The organism is Pseudonocardia nantongensis (assembly GCF_046546495.1).
GTDB classification, from domain to species: domain Bacteria; phylum Actinomycetota; class Actinomycetes; order Mycobacteriales; family Pseudonocardiaceae; genus Pseudonocardia; species Pseudonocardia nantongensis.
This window is the reverse complement of the sequence record NZ_JBKGXT010000032.1, coordinates 33,250-54,306: the sequence shown is the minus strand read 5'-3', so window position 1 is coordinate 54,306 and position 21,057 is coordinate 33,250. Positions and strand designations below refer to the sequence as shown.

Below are 21,057 nucleotides of genomic sequence, written 5' to 3'. Positions count from 1 at the left end.
CATCGGTCAACGACGAGTCATAAGCCGGGCGGCACGAACACGGGCACACCCGAACTGATGATCAACACCTCGTCCGGGCTACCAGCACCGCCGCGCCGGACGATCACCGGGTTTCACAACACGTTCTTAGGCCCTTCGGGCTCGTGAGTGGTTATCGCGGTCCTGACCGCGATAACCACTCACGGGCACGAAGTGCCTCCGCTCACGGGGCGCGGCAGGCACGGCGCACCGATGGGATAGTGGGGGCCGTGAACGTCTCACTGGGTATGCCCGCCGCGCCCGCGCCGACCCTGGCTCCGCGCCGGAAGACCCGGCAGCTGCAGGTCGGGCCGGTCGGCGTCGGCTCCGACCATCCGATCTCCGTGCAGTCGATGACGACCACCCTGACCTCCGACGTCAACGCCACGTTGCAGCAGATCGCCGAGCTGACCGCCGCGGGCTGCGACATCGTCCGCGTCGCGTGCCCGTCCGCCGACGACGCCGAGGCGTTGCCGGCCATCGCGACGAAGTCCCAGATCCCGGTGATCGCCGACATCCACTTCCAGCCCAAGTACGTGTTCGCCGCGATCGAGGCCGGCTGCGCCGCGGTCCGGGTGAACCCGGGCAACATCCGCAAGTTCGACGACCAGGTCCGCGAGATCGCGCACGCCGCGCGCGATGCCGGCACGCCGATCCGGATCGGCGTCAACGCCGGCTCCCTGGACAAGCGGCTGCTCGAGAAGCACGGCAAGGCCACCCCGGAGGCGCTGGCCGAGTCCGCGCTCTGGGAGGCGGGCCTGTTCGCCGAGCACGACTTCCACGACGTCAAGATCTCGGTCAAGCACAACGACCCGGTCGTCATGGTGCGCGCCTACGAGATCCTGGCCGAGCAGTGCGACTACCCGCTGCACCTCGGCGTCACCGAGGCCGGTCCGGCGTTCCAGGGCACCATCAAGTCGGCCGTCGCGTTCGGGGCGCTGCTGCGCCAGGGGATCGGCGACACCATCCGGGTCTCGCTGTCCGCGCCGCCGGTCGAGGAGATCAAGGTCGGCCAGCAGATCCTGGAGTCGCTGAACCTGCGCCCGCGCAAGCTGGAGATCGTCTCCTGCCCGTCCTGCGGGCGCGCCCAGGTCGACGTCTACAAGCTCGCCGACGAGGTCACGGCCGGCCTGACCGGCATGGAGGTCCCGCTGCGGGTGGCCGTCATGGGCTGCGTGGTGAACGGTCCGGGCGAGGCGCGGGAGGCCGACCTCGGCGTCGCGTCCGGCAACGGCAAGGGCCAGATCTTCGTCAAGGGCGAGGTGATCAAGACCGTGCCCGAGCACCAGATCGTCGAGACGCTGATCGACGAGGCGATGCGGATCGCCGAGGAGATGGGTGAGACGGGGGACACCGCGGGTGAGCCACAGGTGACGGTGGGCTGACGGCATGGCATGGTGAATCCGTGCTGAGGGTGGCCGGGGCCCGGCTTCTCGACGATCGTCACCGCTCCGGGGTGCACGATGCCCTCGACGCCGATCCGGTCGCGTCCTGCATGGTCGCCGCACGCGTCGAGGCCGTCGGCCTGGACCCGTGGCGGCTCGGTGGCGAGCTGTGGTCCTACGGGGCGCCGGCGGACGGGCTCTGCTTCTCCGGTGCCAACCTCGTCCCGCTGCGCGGCGAGCGCGCGGCCATCCGTGCCTTCGCCGAGCGCGCCAGCCGGGCCGGACGGATCTGCTCGTCGCTGGTCGGCCGGGCCGAGCTGGTCATGCCGCTGTGGGACGAGCTCTCCGCGGGCTGGGGCCCACCGCGGGAGATCCGGGCCGACCAGCCGCTGATGACGCTGCAGGGTCCGCCCGCGATCCCGCCCGACCCGCAGGTACGGCACGTCCGCCTCGACGAGCTCGACCGCTACCTCCCGGCGGCGGTCGCGATGTTCACCGAGGAGGTCGGCGTCGACCCCCGGGACGGCGACGGCGGCGCCGGTTACCGCGCCCGGGTCGCCGAGCTGATCACCTCCGGCCGCGCGTTCGCCCGGTTCCACGAGGGCGAGGTCGTCTTCAAAGCCGAGATCGGCGCGATGTCCCGGGCGGTCGGGCAGATCCAGGGGGTGTGGGTGCACCCGGCCTGGCGCGGGCACGGCCTCGGTACCGCCGGTACCGCCTCGGTCGCGGTCGCCCTGGCCGCCACCGGCAGGCGCGCCAGCCTCTACGTCAACGCCTTCAACTCGCCGGCCCGCACCGCCTACCGGCGGGTGGGGTTCACCCAGGTCGCGCAGTTCGCCACCGTGCTGTTCTGACTCCGAGTCGTCGTTCCGACCGCGAGGCCGGCCACCGTCGGGAACCTCAGGCAGCCGCCCGTCCCCGGACGATCCGCTCGCGCAGCCCCGCCGCCGCACCCGCCGCGGCGAGCGCGACCTGCCCGCCGCGCCCGGACAGCCTGCGCTGCCAGGCCAACGGCTGCAGCGACTCCCGGACGGCCTGCGGTCCGTAGCCGGCCATCTCCCGCTCGTAGCCGTGCAGGGCGAGCGGGACGGTCGTCGTGCCGTCCCGGGCCGCTGCGAGCCGGCGGGCCAGCACGTCGGCGTCCCGGATCGCGGTGGCCGCGCCCCGCCCGCCGGTCGGCGGCATGGCATGCACCGCGTCGCCGATCGCGGTGACCCGGCCGGTCGGCCAGGGGGCGGGGTCGGCGTCCGGGTCGGCGGCCAGGAACCGGAAGTGGCCGATGCCCGCCGGGTCGAGCCGCCCGGCGAGCCGGCGCAGGTCCGGATGCCAGTCCCGCAGCAGTTCGCCGACCAGCGCGACCAGGCCGGGCCCGTCGAGGCCGCGGGGGTCGCGCGGGTACCGCCCGCCCGCCAGCATCGGGCCGCACACCAGTGACGCGGGCTCGGTGATCGCGGCCGGCCCGGTGCACGACGCCGGGGCGAGCGGGCTGGTGGCCGGGTCGTGCACGCTGAGGAACAGCCCGAGCCCGCCGGGGCCCATGGCCAGGGCCGGTCCGTGCCGCAACGGCTCGGGGAGGGCGGCGAGGGCGTCGCCGTCCAGCGGGACCCGGCCTGCCATCCCCTCCACGCCGGTCGGCGACGACTGCGGGCGACCGGCGAGCGTGCGGGCCAGCGCGGAGCCGGCCCCGTCCGCCCCGACCAGCACCTCCGCGGTCTCGGTGCCGCCGGAGAACTCGGCGCGCACCCGCCCGTCCGGCCCGGTCCTGTGCCCGGTGTATGCCGAACCCCAGCGGACGTCGAGGCCGTGCGCGAGCAGCGCCCGCAACGGGATCCGCCCGATCATCAGCCGGTCGCCGGCCGGCATGTCCCTGGCGGACAGCACCCGCATGTGGTGGTCGCAGACCGAGAACCGGCGGAACCCCGAGCCGCCTCCGGACGACGCGAGCACGGCCTGGAGCGCGTCGGGCGGCAGCAGCCGGCCGAGCGCGGCGCAGGCGTCGTCGTCGAGGTGCAACCGGTAGCCGCCGGTGTCCTCCGGCCGGGCGTCCCGCTCGTGCACCACCGTCTCGACCCCCGCGCTGCGCAGCCCCTGGGCGAGCGCCAGCCCGCCGATCCCGCCGCCCGCCACCACGACCCGCATCGCATCCCCTTGGTATCAGGTACCTGATTCGACTATCAGGTGCCTGATACCCTCGCCGCGTGCAAGATGTCGACGTCCCGCTCTGGGAACTGGTGCGCACCGCGCACCTGGCCGCGCGCGGCTTCCACCGGGTGTTCGCCGAGGCCGGGCTGACCCCGACCCGGTTCGGCGTCCTGGCCCAGCTGGCCGACCGGGAGCGCACCGGGTCACCCCCGCCGTCGCAGGCGGAGCTCGCGCGGGTGGTGATGCTGCGCCCGCAGAGCGTCGGCGAGCTGGTCACCGACCTGGTGGAGCGCGGCCTGGTCCGCCGGGACGGGCCGGGCGGGCGGGGCCGGCGCGCGGGTCTGGAGCTCACCGACGACGGCCGTGCAGCCCTCGACCGTGCCTGGCCGCTGGTGCGGGCCTTCAACTCGGCGTCCTCCACCGGCCTGGACGACGAGCGGGCCGCCGAGCTCGTCGCGATGCTGCGGACGGTGCGCGAGCGGCTCGCCGCCGCCGAGCGGGACGGCTAGGTGTGTGATCCGGAGAGGTTGGTGACGCGGTCGGCTGGTGCGTGGCCTCGGATTCCGGTGTGGGGTCGGTGGAAGTTGTACCAGTCGAGCCAGTCCTCAAACGCGACCTGGCGTTCGGTCTCGGACTGATACGGCCGGTGGTAGGCCCACTCGTTGAGCATGGTGCGGTGGAAACGCTCCACTTTCCCGTTCGTCTGCGGACGCCAGGGCCGGGTGAACCGGCGCCCGATGCCCAGGTCGCGGCAGGTTCTGTGCCAGGTGGTCTTGCGGTAGGACCAGGCGTTGTCGGTGAGCACTCGCTCGACGGTCACGCCGTGGCCGGCGAACCAGGCGTGCGCTCGGCGCAGGAACTCTGCGCAGGTGGCGGCTTTCTCGTCGGGCAGGGTCTCGGTGTAGGCCAGCCGCGAGTGATCATCGAGGGCGGTGTGCAGTAACAGATAGCCGCGCCCACCGGCGCGGGTCTGGTTAGCCCGGCCGACGGCGCGGCCGTGGACGCGGTGTCCGCCGCCGTCGGGGATCCGGCCGAGCTTCTTCACATCGACGTGGACGAGTTCGCCGGGGCGGGCGCGTTCGTAGCGGCGGATCGGTTCGCCGGTGGCGCGGTCGCAGGCGGCCAGGCTCGGGCGGTCGTGGCGGCGCAGGACCTGATGCACGGTCGAGGCGGCGACCGGCACCCGGCCGGCGATGCGCAGCGGCCCGATCTTGTGCTCGTCACGCTGCCGTAGGACCTCGCCTTCGACGGCCGGGCTGGTGCGGCGAGGACTGTGGTGCGGGCGACTGGAGCGGTCGTTCATGGCTGGTTCACCGCAGTGGCGGTAGCGCCCGGCCCAGCGAGCGGCGGTGGTGTGGGCGACCTGGAACCGCTCCGCGGCGCGGCGCAGGTCCCAGCCGTCGTCGACGACACACCGAGCCAGGCGCAGCCGGCCGGTCGGGGTCAGCGGGGCGTTACGGTGGATCACCAGAGGGCCTCCTCGGGCTTCGGCGTGTTTCGTGGTGATCCACACCGAACCCGGAGGCCCTCGCTCGTCTCAAGATCATCGGACGGGCGTGCCGAACTGTCACCAACGTGCCCGGACAGCACAGCTAGGGGCTCCTGCGAGCGTGATCGATCATCGGCATACTCGACGACCGTGCTGCGCTCCCTGCGGAACCGCCCTGCCGTCCTGGCCGTCGTGATCGTCGTGCTGGCCGCCGCCGGTGTCGTCGTCGCGCTGCTGCGGCCGTGGAGTGGCGCCTCGGACGCCGCCGAGGAGTACGTCACCGCCTGGGCGGCGGGGGACGCCCCGACGGCGGGCGCCCTGACCGACGACCCGGCGGCCGCGACCGCGTACCTCGACCGGGCCCGCCGCGACCTCTCGGCCACCGCGCTGACCGCCCGGGTCACCGAGACCCGGACCGAGGGGGAGCGGGCCACCGCCACCGTCGAGGCCGACTGGGACCTCGGGCAGGGCAGGCGCTGGACCTACACCGTGGAGCTGCCGCTGGCGCCCGCTCCGAAGACCGCCGGCAACGACACCGGCTGGGCGATCGACTGGTCCCCGTCGGCGTTCGCGCCCGGCCTCGGCGACGGCCAGCGACCGGTGAACCGCACGGTGAACGCCACCCCGGCCCCGGTGCTGGACTCGACCGGCGCGACCCTGCTCGCGCCGACGCCGGTCGTCACGATCACCCTGGACAAGCGGCAGGGCAACCTCGCCGACACCGCGGCCACGCTCGGCTCGGCGCTGAGCGGGATCGACCCGTCGATCACCCGGGAGTCGATCACCGGCGGGGCGAACGGCACCCCGGACGGGCAGGCCTACACGGTGGCGGTGCTGCGCGAGCCGGACTACCAGCGGGTCCGGGACCGGATCTACGACCTGCCCGGCGTCCGGTTCGTGCCCTCGACCCGGCTGCTCGCCCCGGACGCCGGGTTCGCGAGCCAGGTCATGCAGGGCGTCCGGCCGGAGATCGAGGGCCCGACCGGCGGCACGCCCGGCTGGTCGGTGGACGCCGTCGGGCCGGACGGCGCGCCCGTCACGTCGCTGGCCGGGGCCCCGCCCGGCCCGGGCACCCCGGTGACCCTGGAGCTGGACCGCACCGTGCAGGAGGCGGCCCAGACCGCCGTCGACGGCGAGTCCCGGCAGGCGATGATCGTCGCGATCCGGCCCTCCACCGGGGCGGTGCTCGGGGTCGCCCAGAACGCCGCGGCCGATGCCGACGGGGCGCTCGCACTCACCGGCCGCTACCCGCCGGGCTCCACCTTCAAGATCGTCACCGCGTACGCGGCGATGCAGCAGCAGAACCTGAACCCGCGGAGCCCGGTCGACTGCCCCGGCACCACCGTGATCGAGGGCCGCACGGTCCCGAACGAGGACTCGTTCGCGCTCGGCACGGTCCCGCTGCAGCAGGCGTTCGCGCGGTCCTGCAACACCACGTTCGGCCGCCTGGCGCTGGGCCTGCCGCCGGACGGCCTGCCGAGGGCAGGCAAGGAGCTCGGCTTCGGCGCGGACTGGAAGATCCCCGGCATGACGACGATCACCGGCTCGGTCGACCCGGCCACCGCCGACCTGCAGCGGGCCTCCGACGGCTTCGGCCAGGGCGACGTGCTGGCGTCACCGTTCGGGATGGCGATGATCTCGGCCACCGTCGCGCACGGCGCCCCGGTGACGCCGTCCCTGATCCGGGGCCGGCCGACCGAGGCCGTGGTCGCGCCGGGCACCCCGGACCGGGCGATCCTGGACCAGCTGCGGCCGATGATGCGGGCCGTGGTCACCTCCGGCACCGGGACCGCGGCGAACGGGCAGGGCGAGGTGTTCGGCAAGACCGGTACCGCCGAGTACGCCGGTTCCGGCGGCGAGAACCAGGCGCACGGCTGGTTCACCGGCTACCGCGGGGATCTGGCGTTCGCCACCCTGATCGTGGACGGCGAGTCGTCCGGCCCGGCGGTCGGGCTCACGGCCCGGTTCCTGCAGAACGTCCCGCGATGACGGCGGTGATCCACTGTTCGGAACGGATCCGGTCATCGGTGGCCGGATCCGCTCCGAACTCGTGACCACCGGCCGGTGCGGCGGGTGCCGTGTTGCGTCGCGGCCTACGCTGGTCGCCGTGCATCCCACCCGGATCCCCGCGCTCGCCCTGGTGGCCGACCTGGTCGCGGTGATCGTGTTCGCCGCCGTCGGGCGGCTCAGCCACGCCGAGACCGGCGGCCTCGGCGGCCTGATCGGTACCGCGTTGCCGTTCCTGGTCGGTGCCGGCGCCGCCTGGACGACGCCGTGGGTGCGGGCCGCGCCAGCGTCGCTGCGTGCCGGGGCGGTGGTGCTCGCCGGGGCCGTGGTGGTCGGCTTCCTGCTGCGTCTCGGGTTCGTGGGCCGGCTCCCGCTGTCATTCGCGGTCGTGGCCACGATCTCGCTCGCGGTGCTGCTGCTGGGCTGGCGAGGACTCGCCGGCGCGGTGACCCGGTTGCGGGCGCCGCGGGAGGCCAGCCGGGGCTGACCGGAGTGCGCAGCGGACGTCGAGGTCGGGTCCGGGGAAGCGGGCTCACACCCGCGTGCGCGGCCTCGCGACCGCCGCGGGGCCTACCATGGTTGACATGGCCACCCGCACGTTGCTCGTCCCCGGCACGCCGACCCCGATCCGCGAGGTGCCGGCGCACATCCCGCGGCCGGAGTACGTCGGCAAGGCCGCCCCGGCGCGCAGCCGGGCGGGTGACGTGCAGGCCCCCGAGACCATCGAGGCCATGCGGTACGCCGGGAAGATCGCCGCGCAGGCACTGGCGCTGGCGGGGGAGACCGTCCGGCCCGGCATCACCACCGACGAGGTCGACCGGGTCGTGCACGAGTTCCTGGTCGACCACGACGCCTACCCGTCGACGCTGGGCTACCGCGGCTTCCCGAAGTCCTGCTGCACCAGCCTCAACGAGGTCATCTGCCACGGGATCCCGGACACCACGGTGATCGACGACGGGGATGTCTGCAACGTCGACGTCACCGCCTACGTCGGCGGGGTGCACGGCGACACCAACGCCACGTTCCTGGCCGGCGACGTCTCGGAGGAGGCCCGGCTGCTGGTCGAGCGGACCCGCGAGGCGACCATGCGGGCGATCAAGGCCGTCCGCCCGGGTCGCGAGCTGAACGTCGTCGGGCGGGTCATCGAGTCCTACGCCAAGCGGTTCGGCTACGGCGTCGTCCGGGACTTCACCGGGCACGGCATCGCCCACGAGTTCCACTCCGGACTGGTGGTGCTGCACTACGACCAGCCGGACGTGCACACCGTCCTCGAGCCGGGGATGACCTTCACGATCGAGCCGATGATCACGCTCGGCGGGATCGAGCACGACACCTGGGAGGACGACTGGACCGTCGTCACGAAGGACAAGTCCTGGGTGGCCCAGTTCGAGCACACCCTCGTCGTCACCGATGACGGCGCCGAGATCCTCACCCTCCCGTAGACGCTCGCTCCCACCGGCGCGCGTTGTGCGGGTCGAGGGGGTGCTACGTGGTCTGCTGCCGCTGACGGAGGGCGGCGAGGGCGTCGTCGGCGTGCTTGTCCATCCGGGTCTCGCTGCCGATCTCGGCCAGGATCCGCCGGTCGGTGTCGATCACGAAGGTGCGCCGGCGGGTGTGGAAGTTGCCGGGCAGCCAGGCGCGCCACGCGCCGAACGACCTCGCGACGGTGTGCTCCGCGTCCGACAGCAACGGGAAGCCGAAGCCGTTGGCGGCCGCGAACGTCCCCTGCTTGGCCACCGGGTCGCTGGAGATTCCGACCGGCTGCGCGCCGACCTCGGCGAACTCGGCCTGCAGGTCCCGGAAGTGGCAGGCCTCGGCGGTGCAGCCACCGGTCATCGCGGCCGGGTAGAAGAACAGCACGACGGGGCCGGACGCGAGCAGCTCGGTCAGCCGGCGCGGGGTGCCGGCCTCGTCGGCCAGCTCGAAGTCGGTCGCCAGATCGCCGACGGCCATGGGTGTCTCCTCGGGGGGTGCGGGATCGATCAGGGGGTGTTCGTGCCGGGGGCCGTCGCGGTTCGGGGTGGGAGCGGCAGGAAGCCGCTGGTGCGCCGGACGTAGTCGGCGTAGCCGGGCCGGCGCTGCTCGATGTCGCGTTCCAGCAGCGCCGCGCCGGTGCCCTGCACCAGGTTGACCGTGATCGCCGCGACGCCGAGGAGCCCGATCAGCCCGGCCGGGTGGTGCAGCGCCAGGATCCCCAGGCCCCACCAGACGCAGGCGTCGCCGAAGTAGTTCGGGTGCCGGGTGTAGCGCCACAGCCCGCGGTCCAGCACCCGGCCCCGGTTGGCCGGGTCGGCGGTGAACCGGGCCAGCTGGGCATCGCCGACGGCCTCGAAGCCGAACCCGACCGCCCACACCAGGACCCCGAGCACCGTCACGACGAGGCCCCAGGTGCCGGCCGAGCCGTACTGGGCCAGCTGCACCGGCAGCGACACCACCCACATGATCGCGCCCTGGGTCAGGTAGACCTTCCGGAAGGCGTACGCGGCCGGGTTGCCGGGGGCCTTCGCCAGCAGGTCGACGTAGCGCTGGTCCTCCGGCTTCCCGCGGTTGCGGCGCTCGATGTGCCAGGCCAGCCGCCCGCCCCAGACGGCGACGAGCAGCACCACCAGCCAGCGTCGCCACGGGTCCCCGGCCGGGTCGAGAGCGGAGGCGGTGACAGCGCTCACAACGGCGATCAGCACGAACCCGATCCCCCAGACGACGTCGACGCCGTCGTGCCGGCCGCGCTTCACCCCGACGGCCAGCGCGACCGTCATCAGGACCAGCACGGCCACCAGCGTGATGCCGAGGTTGGCGGCCCACGGCGCCCAGGGGAACGGGTTCACGCGATCACGGTGCCGCGACGCGCTCGTGGGCGCGCGCCGGGGCCGCGTGCCGGTCCGGCGCGGGGTCGACGCCGAGGATGCCGGTGCGGCTGCGCGGCAGTCCGGAGGTCCCGTCGGCGCCGGGACGGACGGTGAGGATCTGGTGCACGCCCATCCGGTTCTCCTCGAACGCCAGCGCCGCACCGGCCAGGTAGAGCAGCCAGATCCGCCACTGCTCCTCGCCGATCATGCGGACCGCGGTGTCCCGGTGGGTCTGCAGCGTCGCCAGCCACGGGCGGACCGTCCACACGTAGTGCTCGCGCAGCGAGTGCACGTCGACGATCTCGTGCCCGGCCCGCTCCAGGAACCCGAGCGTGTCGCCGAGCGGGCGCATGTACATGTCCGGCGCGACGTAGGCCTCCATGAACGCCCCACCGCCCGGTGCCGTGTTCGCACCGGCCGCGCCGCGCGACATCTGCTGCAGCAGCAGCCGGCCGTGCGGGCGCAGCAGCCGGTGCAGCCGCTCCGCGTAGACCGGGTAGTTGTCCTGCCCGACGTGCTCGCCCATCTCGATCGAGGCGACGGCGTCGAACGGCCGGTCGCCGGATCCGGCACCGACCTCCCGGTAGTCCTGCAGCCGGATCTCGACGCGCTCGGACAGCCCGGCCCGGCGGACCCGCTCGACGCCGTAGTCGCGCTGCTGCGCGGACAGCGTGACGCCGGTGGCGTGCACGCCGTAGTGCTCGGCGGCGTGTACCAGCAGTGACGCCCAGCCGCAGCCGACGTCGAGCAGCCGCATCCCGGGCCCGAGGCCGAGCTTGCGGCAGATCAGGTCCAGCTTGTCCCGCTGGGCGTCGACCAGGCCGTAGCCCGGTCCCTCGTCGTGGGTCCAGTATCCGCAGGAGTACGCCATCTGCGGGTCGAGCAGGAACGCGTAGAACTCGTTGGACAGGTCGTAGTGGTGGCTGATCGCGGACCGGTCCCGGCGCCGCGAGTGCAGCCGGCCGCCGAGCCTCGCCTCCGAGGCCGGGGCCTTCGGCGGCGGGCCGACGGCGCCGAGCCGGGCCGCGGTCCGCAGCGCGCCGAGCTTCTGCCGCAGGTCCGGCCGGACCGTGCCGGAGCCCGGCCGCGAGAGGGCCCAGAACCGGGACAGCCCGTCCGCGACGTCGCCGTCGACGTCCAGATCACCGGAGACGAACGCCCGGGCCAGGCCGAGCTCGCCGGGCGACCAGAGCAGCCGGCGCAGCGCGCGCCGCCGCTTCACGATCACCGTCGGCGGGTTCGGGTCGTCCGGCGTCCCGGCGTGGCCGGCCTCGCTGCCGTCCCAGGCGCGCAGCCGCACCGGCAGCGGGGCGCCCAGGACGTTCTCGAGCAGGTCGGCCAGGCGCCGGGCGGGCGTGGTGCTCACGAATGCTCCTCGCGTTCTGTGAACGGATCGGGTTCTGTGAACGGTCAGGTTCGGGGAACGGATCAGAAGGACGGGCGGCGCTGCAGCGAGAACTGGAAGACGTCGAGGTATCCCACCCGGAAGCCGGCCTCGCAGTAGCCCAGGTAGAACTCCCACATCCGGCGGAAGGTCTCGTCGAAGCCGAGGGCCTGGACGTCGCACCGACGGTCCAGGAACCGCTCCCGCCAGTGGCCGAGCGTGCGGGCGTAGTCGAAGCCCAGGCTGCGCCGCTCGGCGATGTGCAGCGTGGTGTCCGCGGCCAGGTTCTGCTCGATCGAGGTGACCGAGGGGATGATGCCGCCGGGGAAGACGTACTTGTGGATCCAGGTGTAGTCGTCCTTGGAGACGACCATCCGGTCGTGCGGCATCGTGATGGCCTGCAGGCCCACCCGGCCGCCCGGTTTGAGCAGCCGGTCCAGCGCGGCGAAGTAGGTCGGCCAGTACGCGACGCCGACGGCCTCGACCATCTCCACCGAGACCACGGCGTCGTAGGAGCCCTGCGCCTCGCGGTAGTCCCGCAGCAGCACCTGCACCCGGTCCGCGACGCCGGCCTCGGCGAGCCGGGCCTCGGCGAGCTCCTTCTGCTCCTGCGAGAGGGTCAGCGTGGTGACCCGCGCCCCGCGCTGCGCGGCCCGCGTCGCGAGTCCGCCCCAACCGGTCCCGATCTCCAGCACGTGCATGCCGCTCCGGACCCCGGCCATGTCCAGGACGCCGTCGATCTTGCGTTCCTGGGCGAGCACCAGGTCGTCCGACCCGTCGGCGAACCAGGCCGACGAGTAGGACATGGTGTCGTCCAGGAACAGCGCGAACAGGTCGTTGGACAGGTCGTAGTGCCGGTGGATGTTCTCCCGGGAGCCCTCCAGCGAGTTGACCTCCTCGCGCGGCTGGCGGGCCTCTACCCAGCGGCGGGCGACCCGCTGCAGCGCCGGCGGGATCAGCGTGGACAGCTTCGCCGCGAACGGGGTGAGCAGGCCGGGCAGGTCGGTGGTGGTCCAGTCGCCGACCATGTACGACTCGCCGAACCCGATCTTGGAATCGGCACCGAGGCGGGCGAAGAACGCTCCCGGCCGCTCGATCCGCATCACCGGGGCGTCGGGCCCGCCGGCGCCGATCCGCTCGCCGCCCGGGAACACCACCCGCACCGGGAGGTTGCGGACGGCGTTGCGGAACAGGCTCTCCGCGATCCGGGCCTTGACCGGGGCCGCCGGCGGCGTGGCCAGGCCGGGCCAGAGCCCCTCGTTCGGCCGCGGTACGGCGTGCGTGCGCGGTCGGACAGCACCGTTCCGCGGGCGGTCGGTCGCGCCGGTGCGGGACAGGTCGTGCTGCGTGGTCATCGCGTGACCCCCTCCTGGGAACGGTCCGGTGTGTCGTCGGTCAGCTGGGTGGTCTGGTCCTGGGGCGGGCGGGGACGCCGCACCACGGGCAGCCGGCGCAGCCACAGGGCGATGCCGTGCCTGCGGATCAGTGCCGAGGTGCGCTGGGTGATCAGCGGGCGGCGCAGGACGGTGCGCAGCACCTCGCGCGGGGTCGCCCGGCGGCGGGTACCGGCCAGCGTCGCGACCAGGGCGGGGCGGCCGTCCTGGTGCAGGGTGATCGACACCCCGAGCCGCTCGGCCGGCACCGGGAGCCACATCGAGTAGTGGCCGTCCACGGTGAGGAACGGCGAGACGTAGAACTCCTTGTCCGTCCGGGCCCTGCCCTCCTCGTCGGTGTGCAGCAGGTAGCAGTGCCGCTCGCCGTAGGTGTTGTGCACCTCCGCGAGCACGCAGGCGAGCGTCCCGTCCGGGCGGTGGCACCAGAACACCGAGATCGGGTTGAACACGTGGCCCAGCACCCGGGCGTGCGCGAGCATCAACACTTGGCCGCCGGCCAGGTCGATCCCGTGCGCGGCGAGGTAGGCGTCCACGTTCTCCCGGATGCTCCGCTGCGGGTCGCCGAGGTGGTCCGCCGCGCGGAACCGGGCGAACGGGCGCAGCGGGGCGGGCAGCCGGGGCAGCTCGTCCAGGTCGACCAGCCACAGGTAGATCGGGTGTGCGAACGCCGTCCGGATGTCGCGGCGGCGGGCGTGCCGGACCTCGGCGTCGTAGAGCGCCGGCGCGGTCACCGGGAACCCCACTCGACGCCGAGGTCGCGAGCCGCGCGGACCCCGGAGGCGCAGCCGTCCTCGTGGAAGCCCCAGCCGTGGTAGGCGCCGGCGTAGGCGGTGACCCCGGTGTTCAGCTCCGGCAGCCGGCGCTGGGCGGCGACCGAGGTCGGCGTATAGATCGGGTGCTCGTAACGCATCCGGGCCGCCACGGCGTCGGGGTCGATCCGGCCGGCCCCGTTCAGGGTGACCACCCAGTCGTCCGGGTCGGTGAGCCGCATCAGCCGGTTCATGTCGTAGCTGACCAGCACCGGTTCCTCGCCGGTGTCGGCGCAGGCGGGCTTGAGGTAGTTCCAGGACGCCCGCGCCCGGGTCGAGCGCGGCAGCACCGAGGTGTCGTGGTGCAGCCAGGTCTCGTTGCGCGAGTAGCCGAACGCGCCGAGGACGGCGCGCTCGTCGTCGGTGGGGTCGGCCAGCAGCGACAGCGCCTGGTCCGGGTGCGTCGCGATCACGATCCGGTCGAACCCGGCGACGGTGTCGGCCGCGTCGCGCAGCTCGACGCCGGCGGGCGTCCGCAGCACCGACCGGACCGGGCTGCCGGTGCGCACCGCGGGCAGCTGCTTGACGATCCGGTCCACGTAGGACGCGGACCCGCCGGTGACGGTGCGCCACTGCGGCGAGCCGCCGATCCCGAGCATCCCGTGGTGGTCCAGGAAGGTGAACAGGTAGCGGGCCGGGTAGCTGGTGGAGACCGCCGCGCCGGCCGACCACACGCAGGACACCACCGGGATCATGAAGTGCTGCACGAAGTACCGCGAGTAGCCGCCGATCGCGAGGAAGGCGCCGAGGGTGACGTCGCCGGCGTCCGGGTCGTCGAGCACCCGGCGGGCGTGCCGGTGGAACCGGACCACCTCGCCGAGCATCCTCAGGTACGGCGGGCGGACCACGTTGGACGCCTGCGGGAACAGACCGCCCAGCTTCCGCGCACCGGCGTACTCGAGACCGCAGCCGTCGCAGCGCACCGACATCGACATGTCCGAGTCCTGGGTGGCCACACCGAGCTCGCCGAACAGCCGCAGCAGGTTCGGGTAGGTGCGGTCGTTGTGCACGATGAAGCCGGTGTCGACGTTCGTGACGCCGCCGTCGGAGGTCGTGAGCTCGTGGGTGTGGGCGTGCCCGCCCACACGGTCGTCGGCCTCGTAGAGGGTGACGTCGTGGCGGTGCGCGAGCAGGTACGCCGCGGTCAGGCCGGACACCCCGCTGCCCACCACCGCGACCGTCTGCCGTTCGCTCATCGCCTGTCCTTCGTGTTCGGTGGATCCGTCACCGGGCGTCGTGGCCCGGCGCCGGCCTCCAGCGCGACCCGCAGCCCAGCCGGTGCGGGTTCTCGCATGGCATTCGTGATCAAGGGGTCCCGGGGTTCGGCCCCGAGCTCACCGAGTGCGAAACGTCGCACCAGCGACGTCCAGTCGCCGGCCCGGCGGAGCATGGCGTGGCCGTCGCCGAGCATGTCGAAGCGCGCCACCCGGGACGTCACCTCGCGGGCGCGCAGCGCGTAGGCGTAGGAGGCGGCGGGGTCGGTCATCCGCTCCCGGTCCCCGTGCGCGATGAGCACCGACCGGCCGGCCAGCTGCGTGACCGGGTCCGAGGCGTCCAGCCAGGGCGCCAGCCCGCAGACCCCGACGACGCCCGGGGCGCCCGCCGCGCGCAGCACCGCCCGACCACCCATCGAGTGCCCGACGAGCACGACCGGCCGGTCCGGATGCCGGCGGGCGATCTCGCCGGTCGCCCACACGGCGTCGGCGTACGCGTCGGCGGCCGGGCCGTTCCAGCCCCGGACCCGGTAGCGGAGCAGGTACACCGCGACGCCCTCGCCGCGCTCGGAACGGTGCGCGCGCCCGGCCCGCTCCAGGGCCCCGGCGAACGGCCGCATCCGCTGGTACGCGAGCCCGCGCCGGGTGGCCGGAGCCGTGGAGTGCGCCTTGCCGCCGTGCGCGACCAGCACGACCGCGGCGGGTTCGGGGTGCGGATCGCCGGCGGTCTCCAGCCGGGGCTGCGGGTGGGCGGGCACGGGTGCCTCCGGGACGGGACGGGGTGGGGTGTGCGGGGCTCCGGGACGGTCCCCCCGGCAGGGGGTTCGCGTGGGGCGGCCCTCCCGGGCCGGGCAGTGCGACCGGGGTCACAGCGCGGCGGGCCGGACGGGCACGGGACGATGACGCAGGGTCGGCGGTGGAGCGAGGGTGTGCTCTCGGATCATCGCCCGACCGCGTCGAACCGGCCACTCGGCGACGCACGATGATGGAGGGGACCACCCCGCACGGCGATCGGGACCCACCGGGCCATCCCGGGGCGATCGGGCGCGGGGCAGACAGGCGGACGAGGGGAACCGGCGACATGGGTATGCCACCGGAACTGACGGTGCGGCAGCGGATCGCGGCGACGGTGACGCGGCGGCGTCGCGGCTCGGGATTCTGGTTCGGGCTGGCGATCGCGGTGATCTGGCCGATCGTGATGTGGCGGACCCGGCTGGGCTGGCGTGGCGGCGAGCACCTGCCGCGCACCGGCGGAGCGCTGCTGGTCGGGAACCACGTCTCGTTCTCCGACCCGATCTTCGACATCGCGTTCGGCACCGCGCACGGCCGGATCCCGCGGTTCATGGCCAAGTCCGAGCTGTGGCAGGTCCCGGTCGTCAAGTGGGTGCTCGGCGGGGGCGGGCACGTTCCGGTGTACCGGGCATCGAAGCGGGCGGCGGAGTCGTTCGCCGGCGCGATCGACGCGTTGGCCGCCGGTGAGATCGTCGCCGTCTACCCGGAGGGCACCTACACGGTGGACCCGGCGGGCTGGCCGATGCGGCCGAAGAACGGTGTCGCCCGGATCGCGCTCAAGAGCGGGGCGCCGGTGATCCCGATGGCCAACTGGGGCAGCCAGGACGTGCTGCCGGCCGACGGGCGTCCGCAGCTGTTCCCGCGGCGGCGGGTGAGCGTGGTCCTCGGGCCGCCGGTCGACCTGTCCGAGTTCGTCGGGAAGCCGCTGACCCGCAGCACGATGGACGCGGCCACGAAGAAGATCATGGATGCGGTCACCGGGCTGCTGGAGGACGTGCGCGGCGAGACCCGCCCGGCCGAGCCGTTCGACCCGGACGCCCACGGGACCGGCCCCGACCGCCCTGAGGTGCCGGGCTCCGCGGGCGTCGAGCGCGAGGCGAGCTGATCGTCTCGGCTAGATATCCAGGCCGAGCAGGGCGTTCTCGATCACCTCGGGCAGCGCCGGGTGGATCCAGTACTGCCCGGTGGCCATCGTCCGGGCGTCCAGGCCGAACGCCATCGCCTGGATCAGCGTCTGGATCAGGGTGGACGCCTGCGGGCCGAGCAGGTGCGCGCCGAGGATCCGTCCGGTGCCCCGCTCCGCGAGGATCTTGCAGATGCCGGTGCCGTCCTCCATCGCCCAGCCGAAGGCGACGTCCCCGAAGTTCTGCACCTTCACCGTCACGTCCAGGCCGGCGTCGCGGGCCTGCGCCTCGGTCATCCCGACCGAGGCGATCTGCGGGTCGGTGAACACCGCGGCCGGGACGTGCGTGTGGTCGGTCCCGCGCAGGTCGTCCGGGGTCGCCAGGTTGTGCCCGACGATCTTCGCCTCGTGGTTGGCGACGTGCTTGAGCTGGTGCGGGGAGCTGACGTCGCCGAGTGCCCAGACCCCGTCGGCGGACACGCTGCGCTGGAACTCGTCGACAGCGATCCGGCCGTCGGCGTGCATGGTGATCCCGGCCCGGTCCAGGTCCATCCGGTCGCCGTTCGGGATCCGGCCGGTGGCGACCAGCAGGGTGTCGGCGATGATCTCGGCGCCGTCGTCGAGGGTGACGGTCACCTCGCCGGGGCCGCCCCTGCCGTCCCCGTGCACGGCGGCGACCTGGCGGCCCAGCCGGCAGTCCCAGCGTCCGGCGGCGATCTCGGTGAACCGCTCGGACAGTGTGTCGTCGAGGTGGCGCAGCAGCCGCGGGCCGCGGGTGATCACGGTGACCTCGGCGCCGAGCGCGGAGAACACGTGCGCGAACTCGGCGGCGATGTAGCCGCCGCCCAGGATCGTCAGCCGGCGCGGCACGGCGTCCACCCGCATCACGGTGTCCGAGGTCTCGAACGGCACGTCGGAACCGGCCACCGTCGGCGGCACGCTCGGCCGTGACCCGGCGGCGACGACCACCCGGTCGGCGGTGATCGGGTCGGTACCGGAGCCGTCGGTGCGGTCCACCGCGAGCTCGCGCTCGCCGGTGAACCGGGCGTGGCCGAAGTAGACGGTGACGTTCGGGCTGCGCTCGACCCGGTAGCTCCGGCCGCCGTCGGAGATCGGGTCGATCCGGTCGAAGATCCGGTCCCGGATGTCGGTCCAGCGGACCTTGTCCACCGAGGCGTCGACGCCGTAGCTCGAGGCGTGCCGGATCAGCTCGGCGACGTCCGAGGCGTAGACGTACATCTTGGTCGGGATGCAGCCGACGTTCAGGCAGGTCCCGCCGAACACACCGTGCTCGACGAGTGCGATGTCCAGGCCGGCGAACCGTTCGTCGAGGAAGGTGTTGCCGGAGCCGGTGCCGATGACGACGAGATCGTGGTGAGCCACGCTTCGAGGCTATCCGCTTCCCGGGGTGGTACGTGGCCTGGTACCCACTCCCGGTGACCGTGCACACTCCCGGCGCGACGGTGCGCCGCAGCTGGGCCGCCGACCTCGACACCGGGACGCTCTACGCGTTGCTGGCGCTGCGCAGCGCGGTCTTCGTGGTGGAGCAGGAGTGCGCCTACCAGGAGCTCGACGGCCGTGACCTGGAGCCGCGCACCCGGCACTACTGGCTGTCCGACGGGGACGCGCAGGTCCTCGGCACGCTGCGGCTGCTCGTGGAGCCCGGCGGCGGGCACCGGATCGGCCGGGTCTGCACCCGCGCCGACACCCGCGGCCGCGGTCTCGGGCACCGGTTGATGGAGGCCGTGCTGGCCGAGGTCGGCACCGGGGGCTGCGTGCTCGACGCCCAGGAGCAGCAGGTCGGCTTCTACGCCCGGTACGGCTTCACCGCCACCGGGCCGTCCTTCCTCGAGGACGGGATCCCGCACGTCCCGATGGCGCTGGCGCGCCCGTGAGTGGTTGTCGCGGTCAGGACCGCGACAACCACTCACGAGCGCCTGCGCCATACTTGCGCACGTGAGCGAGGAGCGAGGCCGGGGAAGCGGGCAGGCCTGGGGCCGGGTGGGACCGGAGGACCCGACGGCGGATCCGGCGACCCGCCCGGCGATGCGGCTGCCGGAGACCGGGCGGGACTCCGAGCAGCCCACGGTCGCCGTACCGACCGATGACGGGCCGCGGGAGGGCCCGCCCGGGGACGAATCGCCGACGGTGCGACGCCCGGTCCCCGGCACCCGGGTCGGCGGGCTGTGGGCCGGGCTCATCCTCTCCGCGGTCGTACTGATCTTCCTGCTGGTGTTCATCCTGCAGAACACCGAGCCGGTCGCGATCAACTTCCTGTGGCTGACCGGGAGCCTGCCCACCGGGGTGGCGCTGCTGTTCGCCGCGATCGCCGGGATCCTGCTGGTCGCGATCCCGGGGACGGCGCGGATGCTGCAGCTGCGCAGGCAGGCCCGGAAGGGCTGACCGCCGCGCCCCAGGCCGCCGCCGGTCGGGCCGGCGGTGCCCCGGAACGCGGCGGGGCGGTTCAGCGGCGGCGCCGCCGCGGCGGCTGCCCCGCGCGGGCGCCCTGCCCGCCCCGGGACGGCTGCTTCTTCCGGACCGGCTGGGCCGGCTTCGTGACGATCACCGGCTCCCCGGACGGCGCCCGTGCCCCGGTCACCCGGACCAGCTCGGCGTCGCCGGGGGTGACCTCGGCGACGGCCGGCCGGACTCCCGCCTGCCGGGTCAGGGTGTCGACCTCGGCCCGCTGCTCGGGCGCGGCCAGGGTGACGACGACGCCCTCCTCGCCGGCCCGCGCGGTGCGCCCGGCCCGGTGCAGGTAGGCCTTCGGGTCGGCCGGCGGATCGATGTGCACGACCAGCCCGACGTCGTCGATGTGGATGCCGCGGGCGGCCACGTCGGTCGCCACCAGCACCGGTACCTCGCCGGTGCGGAACTCGTCGAGGGCCCGGTTGCGCTGGTTCTGCGACCGGCCACCGTGCAGCGGCCCGGCCGCGACGCCCTCCCGGCGCAGCACCCGCACCATCCGGTCGGCGCCGTGCTTGGTGCGCACGAACAGGATCGTCCGGCCCTCCCGGGCGGCGATCTCGGCGATCACCCGGGGCCGGTCGTCCTTCCGGACGACGAGCACGTGGTGCTCCATGGTGTCGATGCTCGCCGTCGCCGGGGCCACCGACCGGGTCACCGGGTCGGTGAGGTGCCGGCGGACCAGGGCGTCGACGTCACCGTCGAGGGTCGCGGAGAACAGCAGCCGCTGACCGTCGGCCGGGGTGCGGTCCAGGATCGTCTTGACCTGCGGCAGGAAGCCCATGTCGGCCATCCGGTCCGCCTCGTCCAGCGCGGTGATCGAGACCTCGGACAGGTCGGCGGTGCCCTGCTGCAGGTGGTCGGTGAGCCGGCCGGGGGTGGCGACGAGCAGGTCGACGCCGCGGCGTAGCTCGGCGATCTGCCGGTTCATCGACATCCCGCCGACGACGTCGGTGACCCGCAGGTCCATCGCGGCCGCCAGCGGCGTGAGCACCTCGACGACCTGGGTGGCGAGCTCGCGGGTCGGCACCAGCACCAGGCCGCGCGGGGCGGTCGGGCGGGAGCGCTCGCCGGCCAGCCGGGCGAGCAGCGCCAGACCGAAGGCCAGGGTCTTGCCGGAGCCGGTCTGCCCGCGGCCGAGCAGGTCCCGGCCGGCCAGGGTCTCCGGCAGGGTCGCGGCCTGCACCGGGAACGGGGTCGTGAAGCCCTGCCCCTCCAGCGCGGTCACCAGCCGGGCCGGGAGCCCGAGCGCGGCGAACGACGGCATCCCGGACTCCGGTGCGGTCCACGGCTCGACGTCGGTGGGCACGGTCGGCCCGGAGCGTGGCGCCCGGGTGGCCGGGCCGGGCCCGTTGCCGCCGCGGGAACGCTTCCGTCCGCCGTTGCGGGCCGAGCCGTTGCCCGCCGAGCTGCTGCCCGCCGAGCCGTTGCGCCGCCCGCCGCCGTTCTGCGCGGTGGTCCGTGCGTGACCGCCGCCGTCCGGGCCGGACCGGCGGCCGCCGGTCCGGCCCCCCGCCCGTTCGGCGGCCTCGGCGCGCCGGGAGGCCCGGTTCCCGCCGGCGTCCCCGCCGGTGGTGCTGGGCCGGTCGGAGCGGGAGCGGTCGGCGGCACGGTCGGTGCGCGGCTGGTCGGCGCCGTCCCGTTCGGAACGGCCCGGCCGGGCATGGTCGGGGCGCCGGGCACGGCTGTCGGTCGACGCGGCCGCGCCGGTCGGCCGGGTCGCGCGGCGGCGCGCGGGGCGCGCGGCCGTGGAGCCCGCGTCGGAGGACGGCGGGCGGAACTGGGGCCTGGTCACAGGGCTCCTCGCAAGACGTGGCACGTCATGCGGAGACCGCTGTGAGGGCTGCTCGGCCGACGGGCCCGGGCGCGGCTCGGCGTCGTCGCGGCCCGCGCCCGTGATGGGAATGCTCGGCCCGGCGGCTTCTCGGCCGGGCGCTCGTCGATCCACGCTACGCCGTCGATCGCCGGCTACACCGGACGGGCCCGCG

Annotated in this window: 20 protein-coding genes; 9 read left to right on the top strand and 11 right to left on the bottom strand. The window is 74.1% G+C overall.

The features are described from left to right. Positions 1–248: 248 nt before the first annotated feature. Positions 249–1,403: a flavodoxin-dependent (E)-4-hydroxy-3-methylbut-2-enyl-diphosphate synthase gene (gene ispG, locus ACLFMI_RS25640; RefSeq protein ID WP_410950525.1), complete on the top strand. Its 1,155-nt coding sequence runs from the start codon at positions 249–251 to the stop codon at positions 1,401–1,403. Positions 1,404–1,423: 20 nt separating this feature from the next. Next, a complete protein-coding gene (locus ACLFMI_RS25635; protein ID WP_410950524.1) occupies positions 1,424–2,257 on the top strand; it encodes a GNAT family N-acetyltransferase in 834 nt (277 codons plus the stop codon). Positions 2,258–2,303: 46 nt separating this feature from the next. Here the strand turns inward: ACLFMI_RS25635 and ACLFMI_RS25630 are convergent, their stop codons facing one another. Next, complete coding sequence (locus ACLFMI_RS25630) at positions 2,304–3,542, bottom strand: FAD-dependent monooxygenase (protein ID WP_410950523.1); 1,239 nt, start codon at positions 3,540–3,542, stop codon at positions 2,304–2,306. Between the two features lie 59 nt (positions 3,543–3,601). Between ACLFMI_RS25630 and ACLFMI_RS25625 the strand changes: the two genes are divergently transcribed. After that, positions 3,602–4,054, top strand: coding sequence for a MarR family winged helix-turn-helix transcriptional regulator (locus tag ACLFMI_RS25625; protein ID WP_410950522.1), 453 nt, complete (start codon positions 3,602–3,604; stop codon positions 4,052–4,054). Here the strand turns inward: ACLFMI_RS25625 and ACLFMI_RS25620 are convergent. Then, a complete protein-coding gene (locus tag ACLFMI_RS25620) occupies positions 4,051–5,013 on the bottom strand; it encodes an IS481 family transposase (protein ID WP_410950528.1) in 963 nt (320 codons plus the stop codon). The genes ACLFMI_RS25625 and ACLFMI_RS25620 overlap by 4 nt on opposite strands. A 171-nt stretch (positions 5,014–5,184) precedes the next feature. Between ACLFMI_RS25620 and ACLFMI_RS25615 the strand changes: the two genes are divergently transcribed. The 3 genes from ACLFMI_RS25615 to map all read left to right on the top strand — a co-directional run bounded on the left by ACLFMI_RS25615 (position 5,185) and on the right by map (position 8,483). Next, positions 5,185–7,023 (top strand): penicillin-binding transpeptidase domain-containing protein, encoded by a 1,839-nt coding sequence (locus tag ACLFMI_RS25615; protein ID WP_410950521.1) that lies wholly within the window; start codon positions 5,185–5,187, stop codon positions 7,021–7,023. A 118-nt stretch (positions 7,024–7,141) separates the two neighbouring features. Continuing rightward, positions 7,142–7,528 carry a DUF3054 domain-containing protein gene (locus tag ACLFMI_RS25610; protein WP_410950520.1) on the top strand — a complete coding sequence of 129 codons (387 nt, stop codon included), beginning with the start codon at positions 7,142–7,144 and terminating at the stop codon, positions 7,526–7,528. 97 nt (positions 7,529–7,625) lie between these two features. After that, positions 7,626–8,483, top strand: coding sequence for a type I methionyl aminopeptidase (gene map, locus ACLFMI_RS25605; protein ID WP_410950519.1), 858 nt, complete (start codon positions 7,626–7,628; stop codon positions 8,481–8,483). A gap of 43 nt (positions 8,484–8,526) precedes the next feature. Here the strand turns inward: map and ACLFMI_RS25600 are convergent, their stop codons facing one another. The 7 genes from ACLFMI_RS25600 to ACLFMI_RS25570 form a co-directional block, all read right to left on the bottom strand. Further along, positions 8,527–8,994, bottom strand: coding sequence for a peroxiredoxin (locus tag ACLFMI_RS25600; RefSeq protein WP_410950518.1), 468 nt, complete (start codon positions 8,992–8,994; stop codon positions 8,527–8,529). 29 nt (positions 8,995–9,023) lie between these two features. Then, positions 9,024–9,866 (bottom strand): DUF1295 domain-containing protein, encoded by an 843-nt coding sequence (locus ACLFMI_RS25595; protein ID WP_410950517.1) that lies wholly within the window; start codon positions 9,864–9,866, stop codon positions 9,024–9,026. Positions 9,867–9,870: 4 nt separating this feature from the next. After that, entirely contained in the window at positions 9,871–11,253 is a 1,383-nt protein-coding gene (locus ACLFMI_RS25590) for a class I SAM-dependent methyltransferase (protein WP_410950516.1), read from the bottom strand. 62 nt (positions 11,254–11,315) lie between these two features. After that, entirely contained in the window at positions 11,316–12,626 is a 1,311-nt protein-coding gene (locus ACLFMI_RS25585; RefSeq protein WP_410950515.1) for a class I SAM-dependent methyltransferase, read from the bottom strand. Further along, complete coding sequence (locus ACLFMI_RS25580) at positions 12,623–13,396, bottom strand: DUF1365 domain-containing protein (protein ID WP_410950514.1); 774 nt, start codon at positions 13,394–13,396, stop codon at positions 12,623–12,625. Before ACLFMI_RS25580 ends, ACLFMI_RS25585 begins: the two co-directional genes overlap by 4 nt. After that, positions 13,393–14,670: an NAD(P)/FAD-dependent oxidoreductase gene (locus tag ACLFMI_RS25575; RefSeq protein ID WP_410950513.1), complete on the bottom strand. Its 1,278-nt coding sequence runs from the start codon at positions 14,668–14,670 to the stop codon at positions 13,393–13,395. The genes ACLFMI_RS25580 and ACLFMI_RS25575 overlap by 4 nt, the downstream gene beginning before the upstream one ends. Then, positions 14,667–15,446, bottom strand: a complete 780-nt coding sequence (locus tag ACLFMI_RS25570; RefSeq protein ID WP_410950512.1) for an alpha/beta hydrolase — start codon at positions 15,444–15,446, stop codon at positions 14,667–14,669. The genes ACLFMI_RS25575 and ACLFMI_RS25570 overlap by 4 nt, the downstream gene beginning before the upstream one ends. Before the next feature lie 323 nt (positions 15,447–15,769). Here ACLFMI_RS25570 and ACLFMI_RS25565 point away from each other — a divergent pair, with 323 nt between their 5' ends. Further along, positions 15,770–16,585 carry a lysophospholipid acyltransferase family protein gene (locus ACLFMI_RS25565; protein WP_410950511.1) on the top strand — a complete coding sequence of 272 codons (816 nt, stop codon included), beginning with the start codon at positions 15,770–15,772 and terminating at the stop codon, positions 16,583–16,585. A 9-nt stretch (positions 16,586–16,594) separates the two neighbouring features. On the opposite strand, the gene ACLFMI_RS25560 is transcribed toward ACLFMI_RS25565, so the two are convergent. Beyond that, positions 16,595–17,986: a mycothione reductase gene (locus ACLFMI_RS25560; protein WP_410950510.1), complete on the bottom strand. Its 1,392-nt coding sequence runs from the start codon at positions 17,984–17,986 to the stop codon at positions 16,595–16,597. A 53-nt stretch (positions 17,987–18,039) separates the two neighbouring features. Between ACLFMI_RS25560 and ACLFMI_RS25555 the strand changes: the two genes are divergently transcribed. Together ACLFMI_RS25555 and ACLFMI_RS25550 are read left to right on the top strand one after the other, a co-directional pair. Further along, entirely contained in the window at positions 18,040–18,498 is a 459-nt protein-coding gene (locus ACLFMI_RS25555; RefSeq protein WP_410950509.1) for a GNAT family N-acetyltransferase, read from the top strand. Positions 18,499–18,559: 61 nt separating this feature from the next. Next, positions 18,560–19,006: a LapA family protein gene (locus ACLFMI_RS25550; protein WP_410950508.1), complete on the top strand. Its 447-nt coding sequence runs from the start codon at positions 18,560–18,562 to the stop codon at positions 19,004–19,006. A gap of 61 nt (positions 19,007–19,067) precedes the next feature. Here the strand turns inward: ACLFMI_RS25550 and ACLFMI_RS25545 are convergent, their stop codons facing one another. Further along, positions 19,068–20,864 (bottom strand): DEAD/DEAH box helicase, encoded by a 1,797-nt coding sequence (locus ACLFMI_RS25545; protein WP_410950507.1) that lies wholly within the window; start codon positions 20,862–20,864, stop codon positions 19,068–19,070. Positions 20,865–21,057: the final 193 nt, after the last annotated feature.